24 protein-coding genes, 1 tRNA gene and 1 other annotated feature are annotated in these 24,111 nt (G+C 56.6%); of the genes, 24 read left to right on the top strand and 1 reads right to left on the bottom strand.

What is annotated here, in order from left to right; genetic code table 11:
* The 9 genes from hisA to hydE all read left to right on the top strand — a co-directional run bounded on the left by hisA (window position 1) and on the right by hydE (window position 8,905).
* A complete protein-coding gene (gene hisA / locus WMO23_RS04050; RefSeq protein ID WP_020309952.1) occupies window positions 1–717 on the top strand; it encodes a 1-(5-phosphoribosyl)-5-[(5-phosphoribosylamino)methylideneamino]imidazole-4-carboxamide isomerase in 717 nt (238 codons plus the stop codon).
* A 1-nt stretch (window position 718) separates the two neighbouring features.
* Window positions 719–1,483 (top strand): imidazole glycerol phosphate synthase subunit HisF, encoded by a 765-nt coding sequence (hisF, locus tag WMO23_RS04045; RefSeq protein ID WP_020309953.1) that lies wholly within the window; start codon window positions 719–721, stop codon window positions 1,481–1,483.
* Window positions 1,484–2,197, top strand: coding sequence for a bifunctional phosphoribosyl-AMP cyclohydrolase/phosphoribosyl-ATP diphosphatase HisIE (gene hisIE, locus WMO23_RS04040; RefSeq protein ID WP_020309954.1), 714 nt, complete (start codon window positions 1,484–1,486; stop codon window positions 2,195–2,197).
* Window positions 2,198–2,216: 19 nt separating this feature from the next.
* Window positions 2,217–3,335, top strand: a complete 1,119-nt coding sequence (locus WMO23_RS04035; RefSeq protein WP_303267723.1) for an HAD family hydrolase — start codon at window positions 2,217–2,219, stop codon at window positions 3,333–3,335.
* A gap of 8 nt (window positions 3,336–3,343) precedes the next feature.
* Window positions 3,344–4,438, top strand: coding sequence for a mandelate racemase/muconate lactonizing enzyme family protein (locus WMO23_RS04030; RefSeq protein WP_292105895.1), 1,095 nt, complete (start codon window positions 3,344–3,346; stop codon window positions 4,436–4,438).
* Window positions 4,439–4,561: 123 nt separating this feature from the next.
* Window positions 4,562–5,266 carry a tRNA (guanosine(46)-N7)-methyltransferase TrmB gene (gene trmB / locus WMO23_RS04025; protein ID WP_292260760.1) on the top strand — a complete coding sequence of 235 codons (705 nt, stop codon included), beginning with the start codon at window positions 4,562–4,564 and terminating at the stop codon, window positions 5,264–5,266.
* Window positions 5,220–6,512, top strand: coding sequence for an FtsW/RodA/SpoVE family cell cycle protein (locus tag WMO23_RS04020; RefSeq protein WP_020724114.1), 1,293 nt, complete (start codon window positions 5,220–5,222; stop codon window positions 6,510–6,512). Before trmB ends, WMO23_RS04020 begins: the two co-directional genes overlap by 47 nt.
* 21 nt (window positions 6,513–6,533) lie before the next feature.
* The gene (gene uraA / locus WMO23_RS04015) at window positions 6,534–7,799 is read left to right on the top strand and encodes a uracil permease (RefSeq protein WP_292108061.1); all 1,266 of its coding nucleotides are present in this window, start codon (window positions 6,534–6,536) and stop codon (window positions 7,797–7,799) included.
* A gap of 26 nt (window positions 7,800–7,825) precedes the next feature.
* Window positions 7,826–8,905, top strand: coding sequence for a [FeFe] hydrogenase H-cluster radical SAM maturase HydE (gene hydE, locus WMO23_RS04010; protein ID WP_020309961.1), 1,080 nt, complete (start codon window positions 7,826–7,828; stop codon window positions 8,903–8,905).
* 220 nt (window positions 8,906–9,125) lie between these two features.
* On the opposite strand, the gene WMO23_RS04005 is transcribed toward hydE, so the two are convergent.
* Window positions 9,126–9,214 (bottom strand) — tRNA-Ser (locus tag WMO23_RS04005).
* Between the two features lie 138 nt (window positions 9,215–9,352).
* Here WMO23_RS04005 and WMO23_RS04000 point away from each other — a divergent pair.
* The 15 genes from WMO23_RS04000 to WMO23_RS03930 all read left to right on the top strand — a co-directional run bounded on the left by WMO23_RS04000 (window position 9,353) and on the right by WMO23_RS03930 (window position 23,680).
* The gene (locus WMO23_RS04000; protein WP_036201227.1) at window positions 9,353–10,330 is read left to right on the top strand and encodes a C-terminal binding protein; all 978 of its coding nucleotides are present in this window, start codon (window positions 9,353–9,355) and stop codon (window positions 10,328–10,330) included.
* A gap of 18 nt (window positions 10,331–10,348) precedes the next feature.
* Window positions 10,349–11,155: a polysaccharide deacetylase family protein gene (locus tag WMO23_RS03995; protein WP_020309963.1), complete on the top strand. Its 807-nt coding sequence runs from the start codon at window positions 10,349–10,351 to the stop codon at window positions 11,153–11,155.
* A 23-nt stretch (window positions 11,156–11,178) separates the two neighbouring features.
* Window positions 11,179–12,123 (top strand): phosphodiester glycosidase family protein, encoded by a 945-nt coding sequence (locus WMO23_RS03990; RefSeq protein ID WP_020309964.1) that lies wholly within the window; start codon window positions 11,179–11,181, stop codon window positions 12,121–12,123.
* 10 nt (window positions 12,124–12,133) lie between these two features.
* Entirely contained in the window at window positions 12,134–13,036 is a 903-nt protein-coding gene (locus tag WMO23_RS03985; protein ID WP_020309965.1) for a hypothetical protein, read from the top strand.
* Between the two features lie 9 nt (window positions 13,037–13,045).
* Window positions 13,046–13,381 (top strand): hypothetical protein, encoded by a 336-nt coding sequence (locus WMO23_RS03980; RefSeq protein WP_192813534.1) that lies wholly within the window; start codon window positions 13,046–13,048, stop codon window positions 13,379–13,381.
* Complete coding sequence (locus WMO23_RS03975; RefSeq protein ID WP_020309967.1) at window positions 13,378–13,884, top strand: hypothetical protein; 507 nt, start codon at window positions 13,378–13,380, stop codon at window positions 13,882–13,884. Before WMO23_RS03980 ends, WMO23_RS03975 begins: the two co-directional genes overlap by 4 nt.
* Window positions 13,885–14,036: 152 nt before the next feature.
* Window positions 14,037–14,834 carry an amino acid ABC transporter substrate-binding protein gene (locus WMO23_RS03970; RefSeq protein ID WP_020309968.1) on the top strand — a complete coding sequence of 266 codons (798 nt, stop codon included), beginning with the start codon at window positions 14,037–14,039 and terminating at the stop codon, window positions 14,832–14,834.
* Between the two features lie 12 nt (window positions 14,835–14,846).
* Window positions 14,847–15,650 carry an amino acid ABC transporter substrate-binding protein gene (locus tag WMO23_RS03965; protein ID WP_020309969.1) on the top strand — a complete coding sequence of 268 codons (804 nt, stop codon included), beginning with the start codon at window positions 14,847–14,849 and terminating at the stop codon, window positions 15,648–15,650.
* Between the two features lie 111 nt (window positions 15,651–15,761).
* Window positions 15,762–16,412, top strand: coding sequence for an amino acid ABC transporter permease (locus WMO23_RS03960; RefSeq protein WP_292105581.1), 651 nt, complete (start codon window positions 15,762–15,764; stop codon window positions 16,410–16,412).
* 11 nt (window positions 16,413–16,423) lie between these two features.
* Window positions 16,424–17,191 carry an amino acid ABC transporter ATP-binding protein gene (locus WMO23_RS03955; protein WP_020309972.1) on the top strand — a complete coding sequence of 256 codons (768 nt, stop codon included), beginning with the start codon at window positions 16,424–16,426 and terminating at the stop codon, window positions 17,189–17,191.
* A gap of 373 nt (window positions 17,192–17,564) precedes the next feature.
* A complete protein-coding gene (locus WMO23_RS03950) occupies window positions 17,565–19,007 on the top strand; it encodes a phosphoglucose isomerase-related protein (protein ID WP_020309973.1) in 1,443 nt (480 codons plus the stop codon).
* Between the two features lie 116 nt (window positions 19,008–19,123).
* Window positions 19,124–20,119, top strand: a complete 996-nt coding sequence (gene galE, locus WMO23_RS03945; RefSeq protein ID WP_292105585.1) for a UDP-glucose 4-epimerase GalE — start codon at window positions 19,124–19,126, stop codon at window positions 20,117–20,119.
* Window positions 20,120–20,255: 136 nt separating this feature from the next.
* Complete coding sequence (locus WMO23_RS03940) at window positions 20,256–20,693, top strand: hypothetical protein (RefSeq protein ID WP_020309975.1); 438 nt, start codon at window positions 20,256–20,258, stop codon at window positions 20,691–20,693.
* 18 nt (window positions 20,694–20,711) lie between these two features.
* Window positions 20,712–21,815 carry a type II secretion system protein GspD gene (locus WMO23_RS03935; protein ID WP_020309976.1) on the top strand — a complete coding sequence of 368 codons (1,104 nt, stop codon included), beginning with the start codon at window positions 20,712–20,714 and terminating at the stop codon, window positions 21,813–21,815.
* A 95-nt stretch (window positions 21,816–21,910) separates the two neighbouring features.
* Window positions 21,911–22,120 (top strand) — a binding site (T-box leader).
* Window positions 22,121–22,237: 117 nt separating this feature from the next.
* Window positions 22,238–23,680, top strand: a complete 1,443-nt coding sequence (locus WMO23_RS03930) for a sodium:solute symporter family protein (protein WP_301876983.1) — start codon at window positions 22,238–22,240, stop codon at window positions 23,678–23,680.
* Window positions 23,681–24,111: the final 431 nt, after the last annotated feature.

The raw sequence follows: 24,111 nt of genomic DNA, 5'->3' as shown, positions 1-24,111 counted from the left end.
ATGATCGTATTTCCCGCTATCGATATCCAGAACGGCCATGCTGTCCGCCTGCGCCAGGGCGTCAAGGACGACAGTACGACCTATTTTGAGAACCCCGTCGACGCTGCCGTCAAATGGTGCGACGAAGGGGCCATGTTTCTCCACGTCGTCGACCTGGACGGCGCCTTTTCGGGCAAACTGACCAATGCCTCGATCATCGGCGACATCTGTGAAGCCGTCGATATCCCCGTCGAAGTCGGCGGCGGCATCCGCAGCGAAGAAGCTATCGAAACGTATCTGGAAGCCGGTGTTAACCGCGTCATCATCGGGTCCAAAGCCGTCGAAGACCCGGAATTCATTACGGCTATGGCCAAGAAATACGGCTCGTCCCTGGCCGTATCCATCGACGCCAAGGGCGATGTCGTCGCTACCCGCGGCTGGGTCGACGGCAGTGACAAGAAGGTCCTGCCCTTTGCCCAGTCCATGCTCGACATCGGCATCAATACCCTGGTCTATACGGACATCAGCCGCGACGGCATGCTGACAGGGCCGAACTTTGAAATGCTCAGCCAGCTCCAGCAGCTGCCCTTCATCCGCCTCATCGCGTCCGGTGGCATGAGCAGCATCGCTGATCTGAAGAAATTACAGGCCATGGGCGTCTACGGTGCCATCACCGGCAAGGCGCTCTACGAGGGGAAAATCACGATGGCCGAAATCCGCGCATTAGGGGGAATGTAAGATGTTGGCAAAACGTATTGTACCGTGCCTGGACGTCCGCGATGGCCGCGTCGTCAAAGGCAAGCAGTTTAAACATATCCAGGACGTCGACGATCCCGTCAAATTGGGGAAATTCTATTCCGACCAGCTCGCCGATGAACTCGTCTTCTACGACATCACGGCGACCCATGAAAAGCGCCATATCTTCATCGACGTCGTCCGCGCCGTAGCCGAAGCCATTACCATTCCCTTTACCATCGGCGGCGGCATCAGCAGCATCGACGACTTCCACCAGGTCCTGCGGGCCGGTGCCGATAAGGTATCGGTCAATTCGGCTGCCGTCCGCCGTCCCGAACTGATACGCGAAGCGGCCCAGCGCTTCGGCAGCCAGTGCGTCGTCCTGTCCATCGATGCCAAGCGCGATAACCACGGCAGCTGGCAGGTCTACGTCGAAGGGGGCCGCAAGAATACGGGCATCGACGCCATCGCCTGGGCCAAACAGGGCGTCGCCCTCGGTGCCGGCGAAATCTGCATGAATTCCATGGACGCGGACGGCGAAAAGGCCGGCTTCGACCTGGAACTGAACCGCCGCCTGGCGACGGAACTGCCTGTGCCCATCATCGCTTCCGGCGGTGCCGGCACGATGCAGGATTTCAAGGATGTCTTCGACGTCGGCGTCGATGCCGCCCTGGCCGCTTCGGTCTTCCACTTCGGCCAGATCGACATCCCCGATTTGAAGACCTATTTACAGGGACAGGGAATTCCCATGAGAGGGGCAGAAAAATAAATGGAAAGTGTATCGATGAAAGACATTAAATTTGATGAAAAGGGCCTCGTGCCGGCCGTCGTCCAGGAAGGATGCAGCGGCAAGGTCCTCATGGTGGCCTATATGAACGCCGAAGCCCTGAAGCGCACCGTCGAAAGTGGCGATGCCTGGTATTACAGCCGCAGCCGCCAGGAATTGTGGCATAAAGGCGAAACGTCGGGACATTTCCAGCACATCCGCTCCATCGCCGTCGACTGCGATGCCGACACGATCCTCCTGACCGTCGACCAGGTCGGCGCCGCCTGCCATACAGGCCACAAATCGTGTTTCTTCCGGTCCATGACGGAATGGGAAAAGACCTATACGGGCAACTTGTCCATGCTGTCGGACCTGCGCGAAGAAATCAAGGAAAAACGCATCCATCCGACAGAAAAATCCTACACGGCTTACCTCCTGCAGACGGGCATCGACAAGATCTGCAAGAAAATCGGCGAAGAATCGTCGGAAGTCATCATCGCCGCCAAGAACGCCGACCCCGTCGTCAAGGATACGTCGGAAGCCGCCGACAACCTGCGCCTGGAAGTCTGCAAGGAATCGGCCGACCTCTTGTATCACCTGTCCGTCCTCTGGGAGGACACGGGCGTCACCGTCAACGATGTCATGAAGGTCCTGGAAGAACGGTCCCATGTCAAGGGCAATAAGAAGACTGTCGGCCATTTGGACAAGACATTTTAAGCAAGAGGAGGAAGGCGCGATGAAGAAAGTGATTTTTGACGTCGATGGCGTCTTGCTCAGTGAAAAACGCTATTTCGACGTATCGGCCCTGGTAGTCTGGGAATGGTATTACAGCCCGCGCTACATGCACCTCAAACCGGAACGGATCACGGCCGACCTTGACGATGATACCATCGCCGCCCTGCGGGCCCGCTTCTGGAGGAACGACGATATCTTATTGTGGCTCAAGAAACACGGCGTCAACAGCAACTGGGACATGGTCCACGCCCACATCGTCGTCACCTTGTGGCTCATGCTGGAAAAGTATGTCGCCGACCACGGCGGTCTGGAAGGGAGCCTGAAGAAAATCGACGATATCCAGTACCTGGGCTCTCTCCTGCGGGGCTATCCCGTACCGACGGCCGACGACGTCTATCGCCGCCTGAGCAATGTCATCCCCGAACGGGCCGGCAAGGACGAAGTCTTTACCTATCTGGCCAATGCCGTCCAGTCGTCCCTGGGACCGGGCTCCAAGCAGTGGACGCCCCTCGATTCGCCCTTGTGGCAGCTGGAATTCGAGGCCTTCCAGGACTGGTATTTCGGCGACGAGCTCTATGAACAGACGTATGGCAAGAAACCTTATGCACCGGGGAAACCGGGCTTTTTGACGCGGGAAGAACCACTGGGGACTGTTGACGGCATCCGCAACATGTTCCGGGAATTGAAGAAACGGGGCTATCAGATTGCCATCGCCACGGGCCGGTCGAAAATGGAAATGGAGATTCCCTTCCGGACCTATGGCTGGCTCGACGAATTCGACGAACACTACGTTGCGACCTATAGCGACATCGAAGAAGCCGAAGCCATGCTGCACATGTCCCTGGACAAGCCCAACCCCTTTGCTTATTACCTCGGGGCTTTCGGCAAGAATAAGAAACATTACCTCGATTACGTCAGCCATCCCGACGACTTCAAGAAGGGCATCTACTACGTCGTCGGCGACTCCCTGGCCGACGTCTGGTGCGCCCGGGCCATGGGAGCCACCATGATCGGGACCCTGACCGGCATCGACGGGCCGGCGGCCAAGCCCATGTTCCAGAAGGAGCACGTCCGCTACATCGTCGATTCAGTCGAAGAGATTTTAGATATTTTACCGTAGGAAGCATCATGAAGATTACAGCTATTGAAATCGGGAAAATCGCCATTCCCTTGAAAACGCCGTTCATCACGGCCCTGCGCCGCGTCGACGTCGCCGAAGACCTGGTCGTCAAGGTCCATACCGACGACGGCCACACGGGTTACGGCAACGCACCGGCGACGGTCGTCATCACCGGTGACAGTCACGAGTCGGTCGCCGCTGCCATTAAATATATCATCGGGCCGAAACTCATCGGCCGGGATATCGACGACCGCGAAGATATCCTCGACACGATCCATCAATCTATGGTCCACAACACGTCGGCCAAGGCCGCCCTGGACATGGCCGTCCACGACCTCTTCGGCCAGCGTTACGGCCTGCCCCTGTACCGCTTCTTCGGCGGCCGCAAGACGCGCATCGCCTCGGACCTCACCATCAGCGTCAACGCGCCGGACACGATGGCTTCCGACGCCGTCCGGGCCGTTTCTCGCGGCTACAGCCACTTGAAATTGAAAGTCGGCATCGACCCGGCCATGGACTTCCAGCGCGTCGCCGCCATCCGCAAGGCCGTCGGGCCGGACGTCACTATCCGCCTCGACGCCAACCAGGGCTGGAAGCCGAAAGAAGCCATCCGCCTCATCGGCCGCATGGAAGACGCCGGCCTCGCTGTCGAACTGGTCGAACAGCCCGTGCCAGCCGCTGACTTCGACGGCCTGAAACAGGTCACGGACCACGTCGCGACGGACATCATGGCCGACGAATCGGCTTTCAGCCCGCGCGACGTCTTCCGCCTCCTGGCCATGCGGGCCTGTGACCTCATCAACATCAAACTCATGAAGGCCGGCGGCCTGGCCCCGGCTGCCCAGATCGCCGCCATGGCCGACGCCGCCGGCGTCGCCTGCATGATGGGCTGTATGCTGGAAAGTAAAGTCGGCATCACCGCCGCTGCGGCCCTGTCTGCCGGCAAGGCCGTCATCACCAAGAACGACCTCGACGCCGCCGACCTCATGGCCGCCGACCCCGTCCGGGGCGGCATCACCTATGATAAAGACCACCTCGTCGTCCCCGACGCACCGGGCCTGGGCATTACGGCCATTGATGGCTGGCTGCCATTAAAAGATTGACACCGGCGCCGACATTTTTTATAATTAAATAAGTCTGAAAAAGTTAGTCATGGAACCCTTCGGCTTGTACAGCAGGTCTGAAGGGTTCTTGTACGATGAATCGTTTTTTACATAGGAGGTACAATGCGTTTACGAAGAAAACCGTGGATTGACGAGGCTATCAAGGATTATAGTGATTTTCTCCATCTGGAAAGCTGCGAAAGCTATAAGGGAAAATGGCGTTCCCTCTTTAAGAATCCCGATGCGCCGCTGTGGGTCGAATTGGGGACGGGGAAGGGGAATTTCATTTCCCAGATGGCCCAGATCCACAAGGATGTCAATTTCATCGGCATCGAGATCCAGGTCGGCGTCCTCTATTATGCCGGCAAGAAGTGTGCCGCTGCCGAAGTGGACAATGTCCAGCTCCTGCGCTTTGACGTAGCCCGCCTGGAAGATATTTTTGCCCCAGGGGAAGTGGACCGCTTCTTCATCAACTTCTGTGATCCCTGGCCCAAGAAGCGCCATGCCAAACGGCGCCTGACGTACCGCGGTTTCCTCGACCGCTACGCACGGCTCCTGCGGGAAAACGGCCAGATTTACTTCAAGTCCGATAATGCCGGTCTCTTCGATTTCACCCTCGACGAGTTCCGCGAATGTGGCTGGCCCTTGTCGGAAGTGACTTATGATCTGCATAACAGCCCGATTTTGAATGAAGCCATGACGGAATATGAAGCGAAGTTCAGCGCCAAGGGACAGCCCATTTTCCATTGTGTCGCTACGCGTCCCAAGGAAGTGATTGCTCATGTTAAAACCCAGACTGACCGTCCGGACCCGGCGCCGGAGGACTAACGTCCTCTGGCTGGTGGGTATCTTTTCGTGCCTCGTCGTCATCGGCATGGAAAATATCCTCAGCTCGACCTTTGTCCTCGATGGCGGCAGTACGGTCTATGGTTATCTCTTGAAACAATTGGGCTTCCTGGTGATGGGCCTGCTGGCGTCTGCCGGCGTCTGGCACCTGGGCTATCCGTGGCTGCGCCGCTGGTGCGGTACGCTGGTCCTGATCAGCGCCGTGCTGCTCTTTGCCGTCAAGGCCATCGGCATCACCGTCAACGGTGCTCAGCGCTGGCTGGGCTATGGGGCCGTGTCTTTCCAGCCGTCGGAATTTGCTAAGCTGGCAGCCATCATTTGCACGGCTGCGGCGCTGACTTTCTTTTGGGAATGTCACGGTGACCAGCAGACTGTCGTCGAACGATTCACTAAAAAATGGCGCATCGAGCACTTGGCGCCGTCGTTATTGGCAAAGAAGAAGCTCTTCAAGAGCTATGGTCTGCTCTGCCTCTTGCCGGCTCTCTTCCTCTCTGCTATTATCTTGATTCAGCCTGATGCCGGCACGGCTATCGTGCTCTTTGTGCCGTCGGCGTTCATGCTCTTTTGCAGCGGCATCCCACTCTATGACCGGCACTGGTCGTATAAGAAAATCGGCCTGTGGACCCTTGCGGCAATCGTTATCGGCGTCCTGGCTTTTTATTTCTTTGGTCATGATTACCAGAAAGACCGCATCCGGGCCTGGATATACCCTGAGGACTACAAGAAGACCATCGGCTATCAGATAACCCAGAGCCTCATCGCCATCGGTTCCGGCGGCGTCTGGGGCCAGGGCATGGGGACGGGCATCAGCAAGTTCAGTTACCTGCCCGAAGCCCATACGGACTTCGCTTATGCTATCCTTTGCCAGGAATGGGGCTTTTTGGGCGGTGTCCTGGTCTTATTCCTGTTTTTCGCCCTGATTTATTTTGGCGTCCAGGCGGCAGGCTCCTGTCAGGACCGGTTCGGCATGTTCCTGGCCATGGGAATTACCTTTTCTCTCGGCGGCCAGGGCCTGGTCAACATGGCTATGGTTACGGACCTGTTTCCCGTCGTCGGTGTCCCGCTGCCCTTCATCAGTTACGGCGGGTCATCCCTTATTTTGAACCTGATTTCTGCGTCGCTCCTGCTGCGCGTCAGCTATGATAATTACATGGCCGCGGCCAAGGCGCAGGACTTGAGTGCCCAGCAGGCCCGGCAGGCTTTGCGTCCGCCCTTTATGGGGCATTGAATTTAGGAGGATTTTGATTTTATGGAACAACGAAGAATTATACATGTGGAAGAACGGCTGCCTATCTTGCCGACGATTCCCCTGAGTTTACAGCATCTCTTTGCCATGTTCGGCTCGACGGTCCTGGTCCCGTTCCTGCTCCACGTCGACCCGGCGACGGCCCTGTTCATGAACGGCGTCGGTACGCTCATTTATCTGACCATCTGTAAATGGCGCCTGCCGGCCTACCTCGGTTCGAGTTTCGCCTTCATTTCGCCGGTCCTGGCTGTCTGCGCGACACCGGGCATGTCCTATGGCGACGCCCAGGGGGGCTTCATCGTCTTCGGCCTGTCCTTCATGATCCTGGCGGCCATTGTCGACAAGGTCGGCACCAAGTGGATCGACGTCCTCTTCCCGCCGGCTGCCATGGGCTCCATCGTAGCCATCATCGGCCTGGAACTGGCGCCGCTGGCCATGAATATGTCCGGTTATATGGGCGAAGTCCAGGGCATGTCCAATGAAACGGCCATGATCATTTCGACGTTCACCCTGGTCGTCACCATCCTGGCCACCGTCCTCGGCCGGGGCTTCATCGGCATCATCCCCATCCTCATCGGCGTCATTGCCGGCTATATCCTGTCGTTCTTCATGGGCGTCGTCGATTGGACCCATGTCCAGGAAATGCCCTGGTTCGCTTTTCCGACCTTCTATAAGCCGGAATTCAATCTCAGCGCTATCATGATGATCATGCCGGCCCTGTTCGTCGTCCTGGCCGAACACCTGGGCCATCTCTTCGTCACCAGCGATATCGTCGGCCGCGACCTCATCAAGGACCCGGGCCTGCACCGGTCGCTCTTTGCCGACGGCTTGTCCAACGTCCTGTCCGGCCTGGTCGGTTCGACGCCGAATACGACGTATGGTGAAAACATGGGCGTCATGGCCATTACCGGCGTATACAGTACGTGGGTCATCGGCGGCGCTGCTGTCTTTGCCATCCTCTTTTCCTTCGTCGGCAAGATCGCAGCCCTCATCCACGCCATCCCGACGCCGGTCATGGGCGGTGTCTGCATTCTCCTGTTCGGCTTCATCGCCGCTTCGGGCCTGCGCATGCTCGTCGAAAAGAAAGTCGATTATACGCGCTCGAAGAACCTCATCCTCACGGCAGTCACCATGATTTCCGGCCTCAGCGGGGCGACTATCGTCCTCGGTCCGGTCCAGCTCAAGGGCATGGGTCTGGCTACGGTCGTCGCCATGGTCATGAGCCTTATCTTCCTTTTCTTTGAAAAGATTCATTGGGCCAACGAATAGCAGGCCATCTGAAAGGAGTTCCGTCTATGACTATTCCACAACCGAAAACCCGCGACGATTTGATCGCGCTGCTCTCGATTACCGATCCTGATGAACTCCAGGCGCTTTATGATGCGGCTTATGCCGTCAAGGCCGCCGGTGTGGGACGCGTCGTCTATTACCGGGGCCTCGTCGAATTTTCCAATTACTGTATCAAAGACTGCAAATACTGCGGCATCCGCAAGAGCAATGACGAAGTAGAACGCTTCGATACGCCGCGCGAAGACATCCTGGCCATGGCCCGCTGGGCCTGGGAGAACCGCTACGGCTCCCTGACCCTCCAGTCCGGCGAACGGCAGGATGAAGAGTTCATCGACTACGTCGAAGGCCTAGTCCGCGACATCAAGGCCTTGAGCCACGGCGAACTGGGCCTGACCCTCTGCGTCGGTGAACAGACGGAAGAAACGTACCGCCGCTGGTTCGACGCCGGCGCCCACCGCTATCTCCTGCGCATCGAAACGAGCAACCCCGACCTCTACGCGACGCTCCATCCCCAGGACGGCCATCACCGCTGGCAGGTCCGCAAGGACTGCCTGGACAGCCTGCGCCGCATCGGCTACCAGGTCGGGACAGGGGACATGATCGGCCTGCCCGGCCAGACCCTGGGCGATTTGGCCGATGACATCCTCTTTTACCGGGACATGGACATCGACATGATCGGCATGGGTCCCTACGTCGTCCATCACAATACACCGGTCGGCAAAGACGTCATGGCTGCCGGTATGGACAGTGCCGAAGAAAAGAAACGGCGCCTGGAACTGGGCCTCAAGATGATTGCCGTCACGCGCCTCTTCCTGCCCGACGTCAACATCGCCGCTACGACGGCCCTCCAGGCCCTCCATCCCCTGGGACGGGAACTGGGCCTCAAAGCCGGGGCCAACGTCCTCATGCCCATCGTCACGGTCCCCAAATATCGCCCACAGTACCTCTTATACGACAACAAACCCTGTGTCGACGAAGTACCGGACCAGTGCAAGAACTGCCTCAGCGCCCGCGTAGCCTCCGTAGGCGACACCATCGGCCTGGGACAATGGGGCGATTCGCCACACTTTTTCCATAAGAAATAGTAGAGGGCGCCCAGAGTGCGCCCTGCCGGACATTTGAACGGTTCTCTAAAAAACTAATTGGATAATCGCACATATCCTGAATCGGGCTTGCCACGTGCAAGCCCCTACAGATTGTAAATCATAAAAAGGCCCCGATTGGGGGCCTTTGCTAATTCCTAGCCACTAAGCTGCTAACCACTCAAAAAGCCCTGTCACCTACGCGACAGGGCTTTTTGGAAATTGGCGGAAAGGGTGGGATTCGAACCCACGGTGCGTTGCCGCATCACTAGTTTTCAAGACTAGCTCCTTAAACCACTCGGACACCTTTCCATAACGAAACTATTATAGCAGAGTTTTCACAACTCCGTCAAGGACGGCACAGGGACTTGCTAATTGACTTTTATATGGTATATAATTAAGTGTATCTTTATGTCTAAATCTTTTGTTTATAGAAAAGGGGCAGTGATAATGTATCACATAAGTGTTTTGACAGGACGTCAGGATGAAGATGATTTTGGAGAGAGACTGCGCGATGTAGCGCGCGTTGAATATTGTCCTCCCGGAGATGAAGAAGAATTGGCCGACAGGCTCGAAGATGCAGATGTCATCATCTGTAAGTCCGAACCGATTACGGCATCCCTTCTGGAAGAATTGGACGATCTGAAATTGATCGTCGTCTTATCGACGCGGTCGGATAATGTCGACTTGGCGGCTGCCCGGGAAAAGGGTGTCATGGTCATCAACAATACGTCGTACTGTGTCGACGATATTGCCGACCATACGTGTGCCATGATCCTGGCCCTCATCCGCCAGCTGCCGGAGTACCAGAGCGATATCCGCACCAACAGCCGTTGGGAATACGGGTCCGTTCCCTGGCCTATCCACCGTGTCAGCAGCAATCTCATCGGCCTCGTCGGGTTTGGCCATGTCGGTCGTGCCGTCGCCGCCCGTCTCCAGGCTTTTGGATGCAAGATCCAGGCTTATGATCCGTTTGTCAGCGAAAAGGTCATGATGGAACGCAGCGTCCGTCCCGTCGACTTCGACAAACTTCTCCAGACCAGCGACGTCGTATCACTTCACATGCCGCTCAACGAAACGACACGCTACATATTCCAGGACGAACAGTTCGAGGAAATGAAGGAAGGCTCCATGTTCGTCAACTGCTGCCGCGGCGGCCTGGCGGACGAAGCGGCTCTTTATCATGCTGTCGACGACGGCCATATCCGCAGTGCCGCCCTCGACGTATTGTCCATGGAACATCCGAGCCCGATGCTGCTCAAGATGATCGCCCGGCCGGAATTCCTGCTCACGCCCAGCGTCTGCTTCCATTCCGTCGAAGCCGACAAGGCCGTCCGCGATGATGCCGAACGGTACATCCGCCTGTTCCTGGCTGGCCATTACGATGAGCTGCCCGTTGTGACCTTGCGGGACAACGAAGAATCTTAACGAGAGGGGCTGTACAATTTGCGTATATGGAAACTGGCCTGCCTGGCCATCCTGTGCTGCTTCCTGCTGGTCGGCTGCACGCCGACGCAGAGCGGCGATACGGCCAAGGCCGACAAGGCACCGCAGGCGCAGGTGGAAATGGCCGTGCCCAAGCAGGGTATCCCGGTCCTGATGTATCACATGATAGGCGATGTCCCCGATAACGATGCGGTCCTCTTGGAATCGCACTTCCGGGAACAGATGAAGTTCCTGAAGGATAATGACTTCCATCCCATTACCCTGGACCAGCTCTATGACTATATGGTGCATAACAAGCCCGTACCAGTCCGGCCGGTCGTCCTCACTTTTGACGACGGCTATCCCGATACGTACAGCATCGTCATGCCTGTTTTGAAGGAATACGGCTTTGCCGGGACGGTCTTCGTGCCGACGTATGACACGGACCAGGGAACGCGCCTGAACTGGCAGCAGGTCAAGGAAATGCAGGCTGCCGGCCTGACCATTGCCTCCCACAGTTATCACCATGAACGGGCGACGGAAATGACAGGGCGCACCTTTGCGGATGAAATCAAGAAGAGCCAGGCTGAACTCAAGGAACAGCTGGACATTACCAACGAATATTTCTGCTATCCCTATGGCGGCTATACGAAAAGCGCCGGCGACGCGTTGAAGGCAGCCGGTATCAAACTGGCCTTTACCATGGATCCGGGCTGGGCCAAATACGGGGACAACCCCTATGCGGTCAAGCGCATCTGGATCGGCAATGCCGTCGATATAGAAAACTTCAAGCAGCGCGTCACGACACCGCAGTATGAAGAACGCTAACTTTATTATTTTCGAGGTTACTTATGAGGAAACACGTAAAAGAAATCGGTAAGTTTTTTGTCTTTGTCGCCATTTTCTTTGCCTTGACATCGCCGTTTGTCGTCCTCTTCGGCCCCTTCGACAACCTGAAGCGCACCGTCATCGGGGCTATCCTGAAGAGCCGTCATCCCCAGTACATCACCTGGCTTTTTTCGCAGGAAGAAATCGACGAAATCCTGGGCGGCATCAGCTCGACGCCGAAGCAGGAACTGTTCAAGTTCAAAGCCCGGACGGACTCGACACTTACCCTGAAGAATATTGATTCCAGCCGTTTCAAGGGATTCCTCCTGGAAATCCCGGACCCGCACCGCGTACAGGTCGCGACGGCTGAAAATATGGATGAAAAAGGCGACACGACCAGCGGTATTGCCGAACGCGTCGGCGCCGTAGCGGCCATCAATGCCGGCGGCTTCTATGATGCCAACGGGACCGGTACGGGCCGCCAGCCTTACGGTTTCATCCTCCACGATGGCAAATATCTCCTCGGCCAGGATGCGTCCGATGAGGAAGAAAATGAATTCGTCGGCTTTACCAAGGACGGCAACCTCATCGTCGGCAACTACTCCAAGGCCGAACTGAAAGAAAAGGACGTCGTCGAAGGCATTTCCTTCGGGCCGGCCCTCATCGTCAACGGTGAAAAGATGATCACCCACGGCGACGGCGGCTGGGGCGTCGGTCCCCGCACGGCCATCGGCCAGCGCAAAGACGGCACGGTCCTCTTCCTGGTCATCGACGGCCGCCAGCCTGGCTATTCCGTCGGGGCGACACTGCGCGACATCCAGAACATCATGTATGAAGAAGGCGCCGTCATTGCGGCCAACCTGGATGGCGGGTCGAGCTCGACGCTGTATTATAATGGCAAAGTCATCAACAAACCGGCGGACCTCTTAGGTGAACGCATGATTCCGACGGCGTTCGTCGTCAAGTAGGAGGCAGGCTATGAAATTACGAAAGTTCATTGCAGTCTTTCTGGCCGGCATCGCCGTCCAGGCTGCTATTTATCTCTACCTGGACCAGGTCTTGTTCGCGCCGACGTCGGATTTCCAGATCGGCGGCACGAACCAGCAGGAAGCCATGGGCGAAGGGACAGAACCGAACGGCCGCAGCTTCTATTCCTATGACAAGCGCTTCATGGCGACCATCGTCGACGACAGGGTCACCATTTACGAAGCCGGCAAGAAGAACGATCCCCAGCGCATCAATCTCCACGGCCGCAAGGTCTCCTTCTTTGAATGGCTGCCCGACCGCAACCTGGCTATCTTCGCCACCTATGGCCGCGACAGGAAGACCGGCAAGTACGGCGTCTACATCGCCCAGTACAACCCGATTTATCCGGACCGCGAACTCGATACGCCTATCGAAGATGCCCCGGTCGACAGTAAGATCACCGATGTCGCCTATTCGACGGCGACCAATGTCGTCTACATGAAGCTCCAGGTCGGCGACAATAAATACCGCATCTACCGGACCGACGCCAACTACGACACGCGCCGCATCCACGTCCAGGCAGAAAACATCGGCCGCATCGCCGTATTCTACGATTCGGATACGTTCTTCTACGACAACCTGCGGACCGGCGTCGTCTACATGTTCGACGGGGCGACCAGCAGCTGGCGTGAAATCTCGCCGAGCGGCAATTTCCGTCTCATCGGTATCGATGGACAGGAAATCTACATCGCCGAAATGAACCACGACGACAAGGTCGTAGCCGCCTACCGCGGCCGCCTGCGGGTCGGCTTCAAGAAGATAGCGACGTACAAGACGCCGGAAGACTTCAATAAGATTACCCTTAACAGTATGCACGAAGCATCGGAAAAATCCGATAAAATGGAAAAGAAGTAGGTGATTGTCATGGCAAAACATAAGATTCCCAAGAATCGCTCTATCGAAGACATGTTCCAGGGCGTCGAAGAAGAATCGACCTTTGAAACGACGGGCTGGGAAGACGACGAAGTGAGCGTCCGCCGGCCGCAGGCCAAAAAGACGGCTAAGAAGCAGACCGCCTCGGACTTCCGCCGCCAGTTCTTCACGGACGACCTCCAGGAAAAAGTCGGCTCTATCCTCCTCGATATCAAGATGGCTTACTTCAAGGACGGCGTCGGCGACATCTCCCTGGAAGTCGTCAAGGACGGCCGCAACGTCGTCATCAAGACGGCACCGAAGACGAGCAAAAAACTGAGAAAATGAAACAGGCAGACCTGGAAAAGCATTTCCGCTGTGGTCCCGTCGAGGCGGCCTATGAGAACTCGAAATGGTTTTCCGGCTTCATGAAGGTCCTCTTCCTCATGGTGGCCATCTACTTCTTCTGGCTCATGACGGGGGAAGCGCACCTGGTTGAACACCTCGACAACTGGGCCGTCCTGGCCTTTTGCCTGTGGCGCATCCATCGCCAGGACGACGTCATGTGCTACGTCACCCGGAAGGGCCTCATCGTCCGCCGCCAGTTCCGGTCGCTCCATGAATTCTACGACGACCAGTTCCATGAGGAGCGGAGCCTCATCTTCCTCCCGTATAAGGACATCTTCGTCATCAGCGACAACTGGCAGGAAATCCAGCTGGGCGAAGCCGAAGAAGGCGGCCTGGCCGTCCTGCCCGTGCACCTGCAGTTCCTGTCCAAGCGCAACAAACAGCGCATCATCGACCGCATCAAGCAGGCCCATGAAACGGACGATGACGAAAGCGCCCATTGACAGGACCTGTCCTATGTGCGATATGCATGAATCGGCATGGAGACATGCCGATTTTTTATACCCAAAAGCCTTTATCTTTTTAACGAAATAAAGTAAAATAGGGCATGTACACAACGGTACGCCTAGATGATCTCAAGGGGAGAGCGATAATCATGGAATGGAAAAAATACGCAGCTGCCGGTATGGCGGCAATTCTGACAGCAACTTTCGTCGCCGGCTGCGGCGGGGACAAACAGGCCGACAAGGGGACGGCTGCCAAGAGGGATAAGATTGTCATCGGCCTCGATGACAACTTCCCGCCTTTTGGGTTCCATGATGAAAGCGGCGAGCTCGTCGGCTTTGACATCGACATGGCCAAGGAAGCCTCCAAGCGCCTGGGCATGGAAGTCGAATTCAAGCCCATCGATTGGGACAGCAAGGAAACGGAACTGAAGAGCAAAAAAATCGATGCCATCTGGAACGGCCTGTCCATCACGCCGGAACGGGAACAGAACATCCTCTTCTCCCGGCCCTATGAAAACGGCCCGCAGATCCTGTTGGTCAAGAACGACTCGCCCATCCAGGGCAAGGCCGACCTGGCCGGCAAAATCGTCGGCACCCAGCAGGGCAGCACCGGCCTGGAAGCCATCGAAGCCGAACCGGAACTGCGCGATTCCTTTAAGGAACTGAAACAGTATTCGGACAACGTCACGTCCTTCATGGACCTGGAAGTCGGCCGCATCGATGCCGTCGTCGTCGCCCAGACGACAGCGGCGTACTTCATCAAGAAGAACAACGCGCCGTTCCGCATCATCGACGTCGGCTATCCCGACATCCCCAGCGGTGTCGGCATGCGCAAGGACGATACGGCACTGAAGGCCCAGCTCGACAAGGTCCTGGAAGACATGCACAACGACGGCACGTCGAAGAAGATTTCTGAAAAATGGTTTGGCATCGACGTCACGATGTAAGGAGGAATTCACATGAATTGGAAAAAAGCACTGGCTGCGGGTACACTGGCCGTAGCAGCCGTTACCATGGTCGCCGGCTGCGGCGGCAATGCAAATAAACAGGCAGAACAGAAACTGCCCGATAAGATCGTCATCGGCCTGGATGACAACTTCCCGCCCATGGGCTTCCGCGATGACAGCGGTCAGCTCGTCGGCTTCGACATCGACCTGGCACAGGAAGCGTCCAAGCGCCTGGGCATCCCCGTCGAATTCAAGCCCATCGACTGGGACAGCAAGGAAGCAGCCCTCAAGAGCAAACAGGTCGACATGCTCTGGAACGGCCTGACCATCACCGATGAACGGTCCCAGCAGATCGCCTTCTCCAAGCCCTATATGAACAACGCCCAGCTCCTCGTCGTCCGCGCCGATTCGCCCATCAATGACCGGGCCGGCCTGGCAGGGAAGGTCATCGGCACCCAGGAAGGGAGCAGCTCCATCGACGCCCTGGAAAAGAACGCCGAATTCAAGGATTCCCTGGCAGAAGTCAAGAAATACGGCGACTTCGTCAACGCCTTCATGGACCTGGAAATCGGCCGTACTGACGGCATCCTCGTCGACAGCGTCGTCGGCCGTTACTACATGGCCAAGAAACCGGGCAAGTTCAAAGTCATCGACGACAAGATGGGCGACGAAAAATTCGGCGTCGGCATGCGCAAGGAAGATACGCTCTTGCAGGATAAACTCAACGACGTCTTGAAACAAATGAGTGAAGATGGTACAATGACTAAGTTGTCCCAGAAGTGGTTTAACGAAGATATTACCATTAAAGTACAGTAAGCGAAGCGGGATGTAACGACGATTCGTAGGGGCCGCCCAAAAGGGCGGCCCGCCTTGCGTATATACGTATCCTATGCTGTATATGTGTCAATTCCAAAAAAAGGAGCCAACATGGATTATTTATTTCACATCGTGCCTGTCGTTGCCGTAGGCCTGCAGATTACCCTGAAAATTTTCATCATCACCATCGTCCTGAGCCTGCCCTTGGGCATCCTCATGGCTATCGGCCGTATTTCCAAGATCGCCATCCTGCGTAAGGCCATGTACGCCTATATCTACGTCATGCGCGGCACGCCGCTCATGCTGCAGATCCTCTTCATCTACTACGGCCTGCCCTTCATCATCGACGGCCTGAAACTGCCGGCCTTCCCGGCGGCCATCATCGCCTTCGTCCTCAACTATGCCGCCTACTTTGCCGAAATCTTCCGCGGCGGCATCCAGTCCATCGACCGCGGCCAGTATGAAGGTGCGAAAGTCCTGGGCATGACTTACGTCCAGACCATGCGCCGCATCATCCTGCCCCAGGTCATCAAGCGCGTCCTGCCGCCGGTCTCGAACGAGACGATCAACCTCCTCAAGGATACGTCCCTGGTCTACATCCTGGCCATGAACGACATCCTGCGCATTACGCGCTCCATCGTACAGCGCGACTTCGACACGACGGCCTTCCTGGTCGCTGCCGTCTTCTACCTGTTCTTTACCTTTATCCTGACCAAGGTCTTTGGTTATCTGGAAAAACGCTATGCCGTTTACGATGAATAAGGAGGATTATCATGAGTTTTATTGAAATGGACCATATCCGCAAGAGCTTCGGCAGTCTCGAAGTCTTGAAAGACGTCACCCTCCACGTTGAAACGGGGGAAGTCATTTCCATCATCGGCCCGTCGGGCAGCGGCAAGAGTACCTTCCTGCGCTGTCTCTGTCAGCTGGAAACGATCAACAGCGGCTCCATCGTCGTCGACGGCCAGACCATGGTCAGCACGCCCGAAGGGAGCAGCCGTGCCGTCTACGCCCCGGCAGCCGACGTCCGGACCATCTGCCGCCGCATGGGCATGTGCTTCCAGCACTTCAACCTCTTCCCGCACATGACCGTCCTGGACAACATCCTGGAAGCGCCGCGCATCGTCAAGAAGATGAAGACCGAAGAAATCATGCCCAAAGCCGAAGAACTCCTGAAAAAAGTCGGCCTCTGGGATAAACGCGATGCCTATCCGTCGCGCCTCTCCGGCGGCCAGCAGCAGCGTGTGGCCATCGCCCGCGCCCTGGCCATGGACCCGGACATCATGCTCTTCGACGAACCGACGAGCGCCCTGGACCCGGAACTGACCGGCGAAGTCCTGCGGACCATCAAACAGCTCGCCGACGAACACATGACCATGATTATCGTCACCCACGAAATGGCCTTCGCCAAAGAAGTCGCCGACCGGGTCATCTTCATGGCCGACGGCATTATCCAGGAACAAGGCAAACCGGAAGACGTCTTCGAACACCCGCAGAATGAACGGACCCAGAACTTCCTCAAATCCATGCTCCATTTTTGATGGTAAAATCATAATTCGCAGTTCGCAATTCGCAGGCCGCAGGCCGCAAGGCTCCTCTAATAGGGGAGCTGGCCGCCAAAGGCGGTCTGAGAGGTTGCCCATGGACCGCTTGTGGGAATCCCGTGGATCGTATTGTAGGGGCGCCTACGTGGGGCGCCCGCCGGTATATAAAGGAATCCCGTTATCAACCATTTACGTGAGCGGGCTCGCCACGTGCGAGCCCCTACAGCAAAAGGACTTGTCGTCATGCGACAAGTCCTTTTTCCACATCGGACCGTTCGCCGTCCAGGAGGTAGCCCGTGCGCCCCGTTTTGTGCTATAATGATTTCATACGCGAATATGACATTATTCTATCGAAAGGTAGGGAACTTACATGACTCAATTAAAATTACGTTCTGGTTTTACTTTTGACGTAACCAACCTTTATGGTCCCAAGGCCGTCACTGAAGAAGAAGTCAAGGCTTTTGAACCCGTTTACACCAAGGCTCACGAAGCCGTTATGAATATGCGCAAGACCGGCATCATGCCGGGCCATCTCTCGAAAGACGGAGAACCGGAAGAAGTCCTCTTCCCGCAGCTGCCGTACATAGAAGAAGGCAACATCAACAGTCCGGAACGCATCTTTGCCCTGGAAGAACTGGCACGGACGACGCGCAACCGCGTAGACACCGTCGTATTCCTCGGCATCGGCGGTTCCTATCTCGGTGGCAAGGTCCTTTTCGACGTCCAGTGCGGCGAATTCTGGAACCTCAAGAGCACGGAAGAACGCAAGGGCTTCCCGAAAGCCTTCTTTGCCGGCAACAACGTCGACTCCCATAAGATGACGGGCCTCATCCATTTCCTCAAGGCCGACAGCCACACCAAACCGAACTACACGGTCATGGCCGTCGTCATTTCCAAATCGGGCTCGACCATTGAACCCATGTCCAACTACATGGTCCTCAAACAGGCCATGAACGATGCCGGCATCGCCCTGGAAACGGTAGCCGTTACGGACCCCCACGACGGCGGCGAAAAAGAAACCTTGCTCCACGGCTTGGCCAAGAAATCGGGCTGGCCCATCTTCTACGTTCCCGATGGCGTCGGCGGCCGTTTCAGCGTCTTCTCCGAAGTCGGCCTCATCGTCGGTGCCCTCACGGGCTTTGACATCCGTCAGTTCCTCGACGGCGCCCGCGACATGGACCACGCCTGCCAGAACCCGGATATATGGCAGAACCCGGCCCTGCTCAACAGTGTCCTCAAATTCCTGGCCGGCAAGAACCACGGCCGCGACCTGGAAGTCCTCATGCCCTATGCGGATAACCTGAAATCCCTGTCCGAATGGTACATCCAGCTCCTGGCTGAATCCCTGGGCAAACGCCTGGACAAACAGGGCAACGTCGTCAACTACGGCCGCACGCCTATCGTCGCCGTCGGCACGACGGACATGCACGCCCAGACCCAGGAACATCAGGAAGGCCCGCAGGACAAAGTCGTCCAGTTCGTTTCCGTCGAAAACTGGCCCGACGACGTCACGGTCCCCCATCTCTATGACGAATACCCGAAACTCGCTGCCTTCAGCGGCCTGCCTTTGAGCCAGATCCTGGAAGCGGCCCGCAGCTCCAACGCCGAAGCCCTCGCCGGTGACGGCCGTCCCAGCGCCAACTACATCCTGCCCGCCCTGACCCCGTATCACCTGGGCGAATTGATGTTCATGCTCTGCCTGTCCATCGCTTACGAAGGAGAATACGCCAACGTCGACGCCTTCAACCAGCCCGGCGTCGAAGTCTACAAGAAATTCCTCGGCGGCCGTCTGAAAAAATTACAGGAAAAATAATTTATAATCCGCAGAAACATTATCGTAGGGGCTCCCACATGGGGAGCCCGCCCAGTATACCGTAGGGGCTCCCGCGTGGGGAGCCCGCCCAATAAATAACGAAAGGCAGACTCTCAATGAATATTCTCGTTACCGGCGGCGCCGGCTACATCGGCAGCCATACGGTCAAAGCCTTATTGGTTCAGGGCCACAACGTCGTCGTCATTGATAATCTTTCGCGCGGCCATCGGGCAGCCGTCCCGGAAGAAATCCCTTTTTACGTCGTCGACATCCATGACATCGACCGGGTACGGCACATCATGGAAGATATGAACATCGACGCCGTCATGCACTTCGCCGCCCATAGCCAGGTCGGCGAATCCATGGAAAACCCGACAATTTATTACGACAACAACGTCGTCGGCTCGTACTGCCTCCTGGAAGCTGTACGCCGGGCCGGCGTCAAATACTTCGTCTTCTCGTCGACGGCCGCCGTTTACGGCGAACCGGAACAGACGCCGATCACCGAAGACATGCCCTACCATCCGACCAACGTCTACGGCCAGACCAAGCTCATGATCGAAACCATGCTGGCCCAGTTCAGCCGGGCCTATGGCCTGCGCTACGTGGCCCTGCGCTACTTTAATGCCGCCGGGGCCGATGGAAGCGGCACCATTGGTGAAGACCACACACCGGAAACACACCTCATCCCCCTGATCCTGCAGACGGCCCTGGGCCAGCGGGACAGCATCAAGATCTTCGGCACCGACTATCCGACGCCCGACGGCACCTGCATCCGTGACTACATCCACGTCACAGACCTCGCAGACGCCCACGTAAGGGTCCTCAAGTACCTCGCCGAAGGGGGAGAATCGCAATACTTCAACTTAGGCTCTCAGAATGGCTTCAGCGTCCGTGAAATGATCGAAGCCGCCAAGAAAGTCACGGGCAAAGACTTCAAAGTCGAAGAAGCACCGCGCCGCGCCGGCGACCCGGCCATCCTCATCGCCGGATCCGAAAAGATCCGCCGCGTCACAGGCTGGCAGCCGACACACAGTAAGGTAGAACAAATCATTGCCGATGCCTGGAACTGGCATCAGCATCATCCGCAGGGCTATGGAGATAAGCAATAAGGTCTTGTCCGCTCTGCAAAAGGTAAGGAACGGTATCGTTCAACATCGCAAGACATGGCTTCCCTATATAGGGATACTTGTCTGCCTTGGCGCCATCTGGACGTGGTGGGACGAGCCGTCGCAAGGACAAGAACACATGAAACGGGATGCCGCTCAGCATGAAGCTGGGTCGCATCCCGTTTTTTCTGCTTCTGACGAAGCGGAACGGGGAAACGGTAAAGGAAACCTCGTCTATGATGTCCGACCGGCCTTGCGCTATAAGCCCTTACCGGATTTGTTTGCCGGCAGTCTGCCGAAGAAGACTGCTGCGCCTGAAGCGGTACCGCTGACCGTTCCGGCGGCTGCGCCTGAAGAAGTCAAGGAACAACCGGAAAAAGAGAAAAAAGAAGGGACGCTGCCCGTCGTCTGTGGTGCCGTCCATGAAGGAGATATTCACCTGGTCATTTTGAAGTGGCAGGGACAGACGGCGACTTGTGCTGCCGGGGAATGGTGGAACGGCTGGTACATCGCCTATGTCAACCGTCAGGCCGCAGGCCTGCAGCGGGACGGACGAGTTTTTGAAATCCCTTTGTAAAGAAAGGCAGGGAACATCATGAAGGAGTGGAAGAAATGGCTGACTGCCGGTATCTGTTGTCTTTGTCCCTGGACGGCCGGGGCTGTCGATGTCCAGGTCCGGGATGTGCCGACACGGACGGTACTGGAAGGGCTGGCCCGGTCAGGAAATATCAATCTTGTCGTCGATGACAGCGTGCAGGGCTCGTTGACGATGAACCTCCACGACGTCACCTTGGAAGAAGCCTTGCAGGCCATTGCTGACAGCCAGGGCTTGTATTACGAACAATCCGGCCCTATCCGTACGATGAGCGGGGCGAAATCGGGAAAAGGGGTCAAGACTTTTCATACATGGTCGCTACGCCATGCCGACCCGGCCGTTTTGAAGGAGGCCGTCCAGGCAGCGGTACCGGAAGCCGATGTGCGCTGCCATGGCGATACGAATACCCTCGTTGTCGGCGGAACGCATCAAGTCCAGGCGGCTGTCCAGTCCCTGGTGAAGCGTCTCGATGTGCCGGCACGGCAAGTCGATGTTTCCGTAGAGGTTGCCTCCGTCGATGACAGCTTGCTGAAGCAGACCGGTGTCGAGTGGAACTGGTCGACTGTAGAAGGCGGGGCGGACCACGGCGTCTTTTCCCTGGCCGGGACGATCCACGCCCTCGAAGAAAAGGGACGGGCCCATATTTTGGCTTCGCCGCACATGGTCGCTACTAATGGCCGGGAAGCGCATATCCTCATCGGCGATAAAGTCCCCGTCCAGACAGAGCATCTGTCCGGCAAGGAAACGACGGTGAGTACGACGTACGAAGAGGCGGGCATTAAATTGACCTACACGCCGCAGATCCACCCCGATGATTCGGTGACGGCCCAGTTGGTGGCAGAAGTGAGCACGCCTGTGTTTGTGCCGGAAATGAAGGCCTACCGCATTGCGACGCGCCAGGCCCGGACGGTCGTGCGTCTGCGCGATGGCGAGCCTTTGGTCATCGGTGGTCTGATTCGCCGGGAAGAGGTCGAGCATTTCCGCAAGGTGCCGATTCTGGCGTCATTGCCAGTGTTGGGAAAATTATTTCGCTATCACTATAAGTCGCATAAAAACACAGAGATTGTGTTGATTCTCAGGTCGCACGTTTTACCTAATTCGTAGTACGTTTTACGTGATTTTCTTTCGATTTTTTCGTCAGATTTTGCTTGACTTTATTTTATTTTCCTGTATAATCATGGTCAACAACAGATTTCCTGATAACAGTTGTGATGGAAAAAAGTAGTGTCTTTGAGCTTTTCAGAGAGTCTCCGGCCGGTGTGAGGGGACAGGGGAGAGGGCATGAAGTTCATTCCTGAACTGTACGGCTGAACGTGAGTAGGCTGTACCGGGGCGGCTGCCGTTATACGGCCATGAGTTGATCGATTCGAGATAATTAGGGTGGTACCGCGGAATCTTCCGTCCCTGGCGTACCACTCTTTTTTTTATCCATATATCGATAAATTGGGTGGTACCGCGACTGAGTCGTCCCTTTTGTGAGGGGCGGCTTTTTTTTCGGGAAATTATTTTAGAGAGGAGTTTTTACTATGGGAACTACAGGGATTCAAGTCTTCATCATTTTAGTGTACATCGGCGTTCTCTTCGGTATCAGCTGGTACGTCAAGCATAAGGCTGCCGCATCGGCAGAAGCGTATGTGCTGGCTGGCCGCAAATTGACGACGCCCCTCATCATGGTATCCATCGTCGGCCTGGCTGTCGGCGGGGCTTCGACCATCGGCGTTGCCGAACAGGCTTATAAAGTCGGTCTGTCGGCCGGCTGGTATACGGCTGCCTGGGGCATCGGCGCCATCGTCATGGGCCTGACGGTTGCCAAGAAGTATCGCCAGCTCAATATTACGACTGTGCCGGAACTGCTGGAACGGTATTATGACCGCCGCAGCATGATCGCCGGTATCGGCTGTCAGGTCCTGGTACAGCTGGTCATCATGAGCTTGCAGTACGTCGCAGGCGGCGCTATCCTGGCTGCCTTGATGCCGAATATCTTCACGCCGGTCACGGGGATGCTCACCAGTGCCGTCGTCTTCATCGGCATTACCCTTATCGGTGGTATGTGGTCGGCCAGCCAGTCTAACGTCCTCAATGTTACCTTGCAGTACATCGGCATTACGGTTGCTGCTTTCCTCATCCTGGGCATGGCCGGCGGCATCGACGTCGTCGCTATCCAGGCTCCGTCCATTACGTCCATGGACCTCATCAGCGGTGTCGGTCCCATGACCATCATCACTTGGATCGTCGTCCTCATTACGGTTAATGTATCGCTCCAGGCTATCATCCAGATTTCTCTCGGTGCCAAGGATGTCCAGACGGCCCGCAAAGGCTTCATCATCGGTGGTCTGGTCATGCTGCCTGTCGGCTTCATCGCCGCCCTCCTCGGTGTCATCGCTGCTGAAATGTATCCGGCTATTTCGCCGACGACGGCACTGCCGAAGCTCATCATGTCTCTCAATCCCTGGATTGCCGGCGTGACTTTGGCTTCGCTGTGGGCTGCTGATGTCAGCACGGCTTGCAATCTCCTGCTGTCGGCTGCGACGCTGTATTCCCATGATATTCATAAACAGTTCATCGACCCCAATATGTCCGATAAGAAATACATGACCGTAACCCGTATTTCCGTCCTGCTCCTGGGCCTGCTGACCTTGGGCTTCGCCCTGACCATCAGCGGCATCATTTCGACCCTCATGGCCGGCTTGTCGCTCATGACGGCTTTCGCAGTCATCGTCCTCATGACCATGTATGCGCCGAAATACTGCTCCCGTCAGGCTGCGTTCTACACCATCCTGGCTTCCATCATCGTCCTCGTCGCCTGGATGTTCGTACCGGCTGTCCGCGTACTGCCGCACGTCATTTATGCCGAATGGATTGTCTGCGCCGTCACCTTCTGCGGCATCAGCTTCGTATCCCAGAAAGCCATCGCAACGGACGGACTCGTAGAAGAAACGAAACCTGTCGGCGCACCGGCACAGCATTAGGAGTATCGGCCGGCCGTCTGCTTATTGCGCAAATCTGACCGGCTCTGCACGCTGGGACTGCGTTGTCGTCAGTCGACGTAGCTATGGCTACGCCTCCTTCCTCCGCCTTGCCCCAGCGCGCATATCCAGCCATCTTAACGCAAACGCAACCGGTCGGCCGATACGGCGATTAAACTAAAAACTACAAACTTAAAAAGAGGCTGTCTTAATGCAACAGCCTCTTTTTTTGCTCCCCTGAGGGGTTGTTTTTAAATCACCGCGTGGAAATTCAACCTCTCCGGCCCGTTGGGCCACCTCCCCTATGAGGGGAGGCTTGCGACCTGCGACCTGCGGGCCGCTCTGGCGGCCCTTCTCTCATCCCCACAAGGCGTTGCCGGTGGCGAAGCCAAGCCAGCAGCAGACGAAGCCGCCGATGACGTTGAACGAGAAGT

This window comes from Megasphaera intestinihominis (assembly GCF_040096415.1).
Lineage (GTDB): Bacteria > Bacillota > Negativicutes > Veillonellales > Megasphaeraceae > Megasphaera > Megasphaera intestinihominis.
This window is presented reverse-complemented; position numbering and strand designations above follow the sequence as displayed.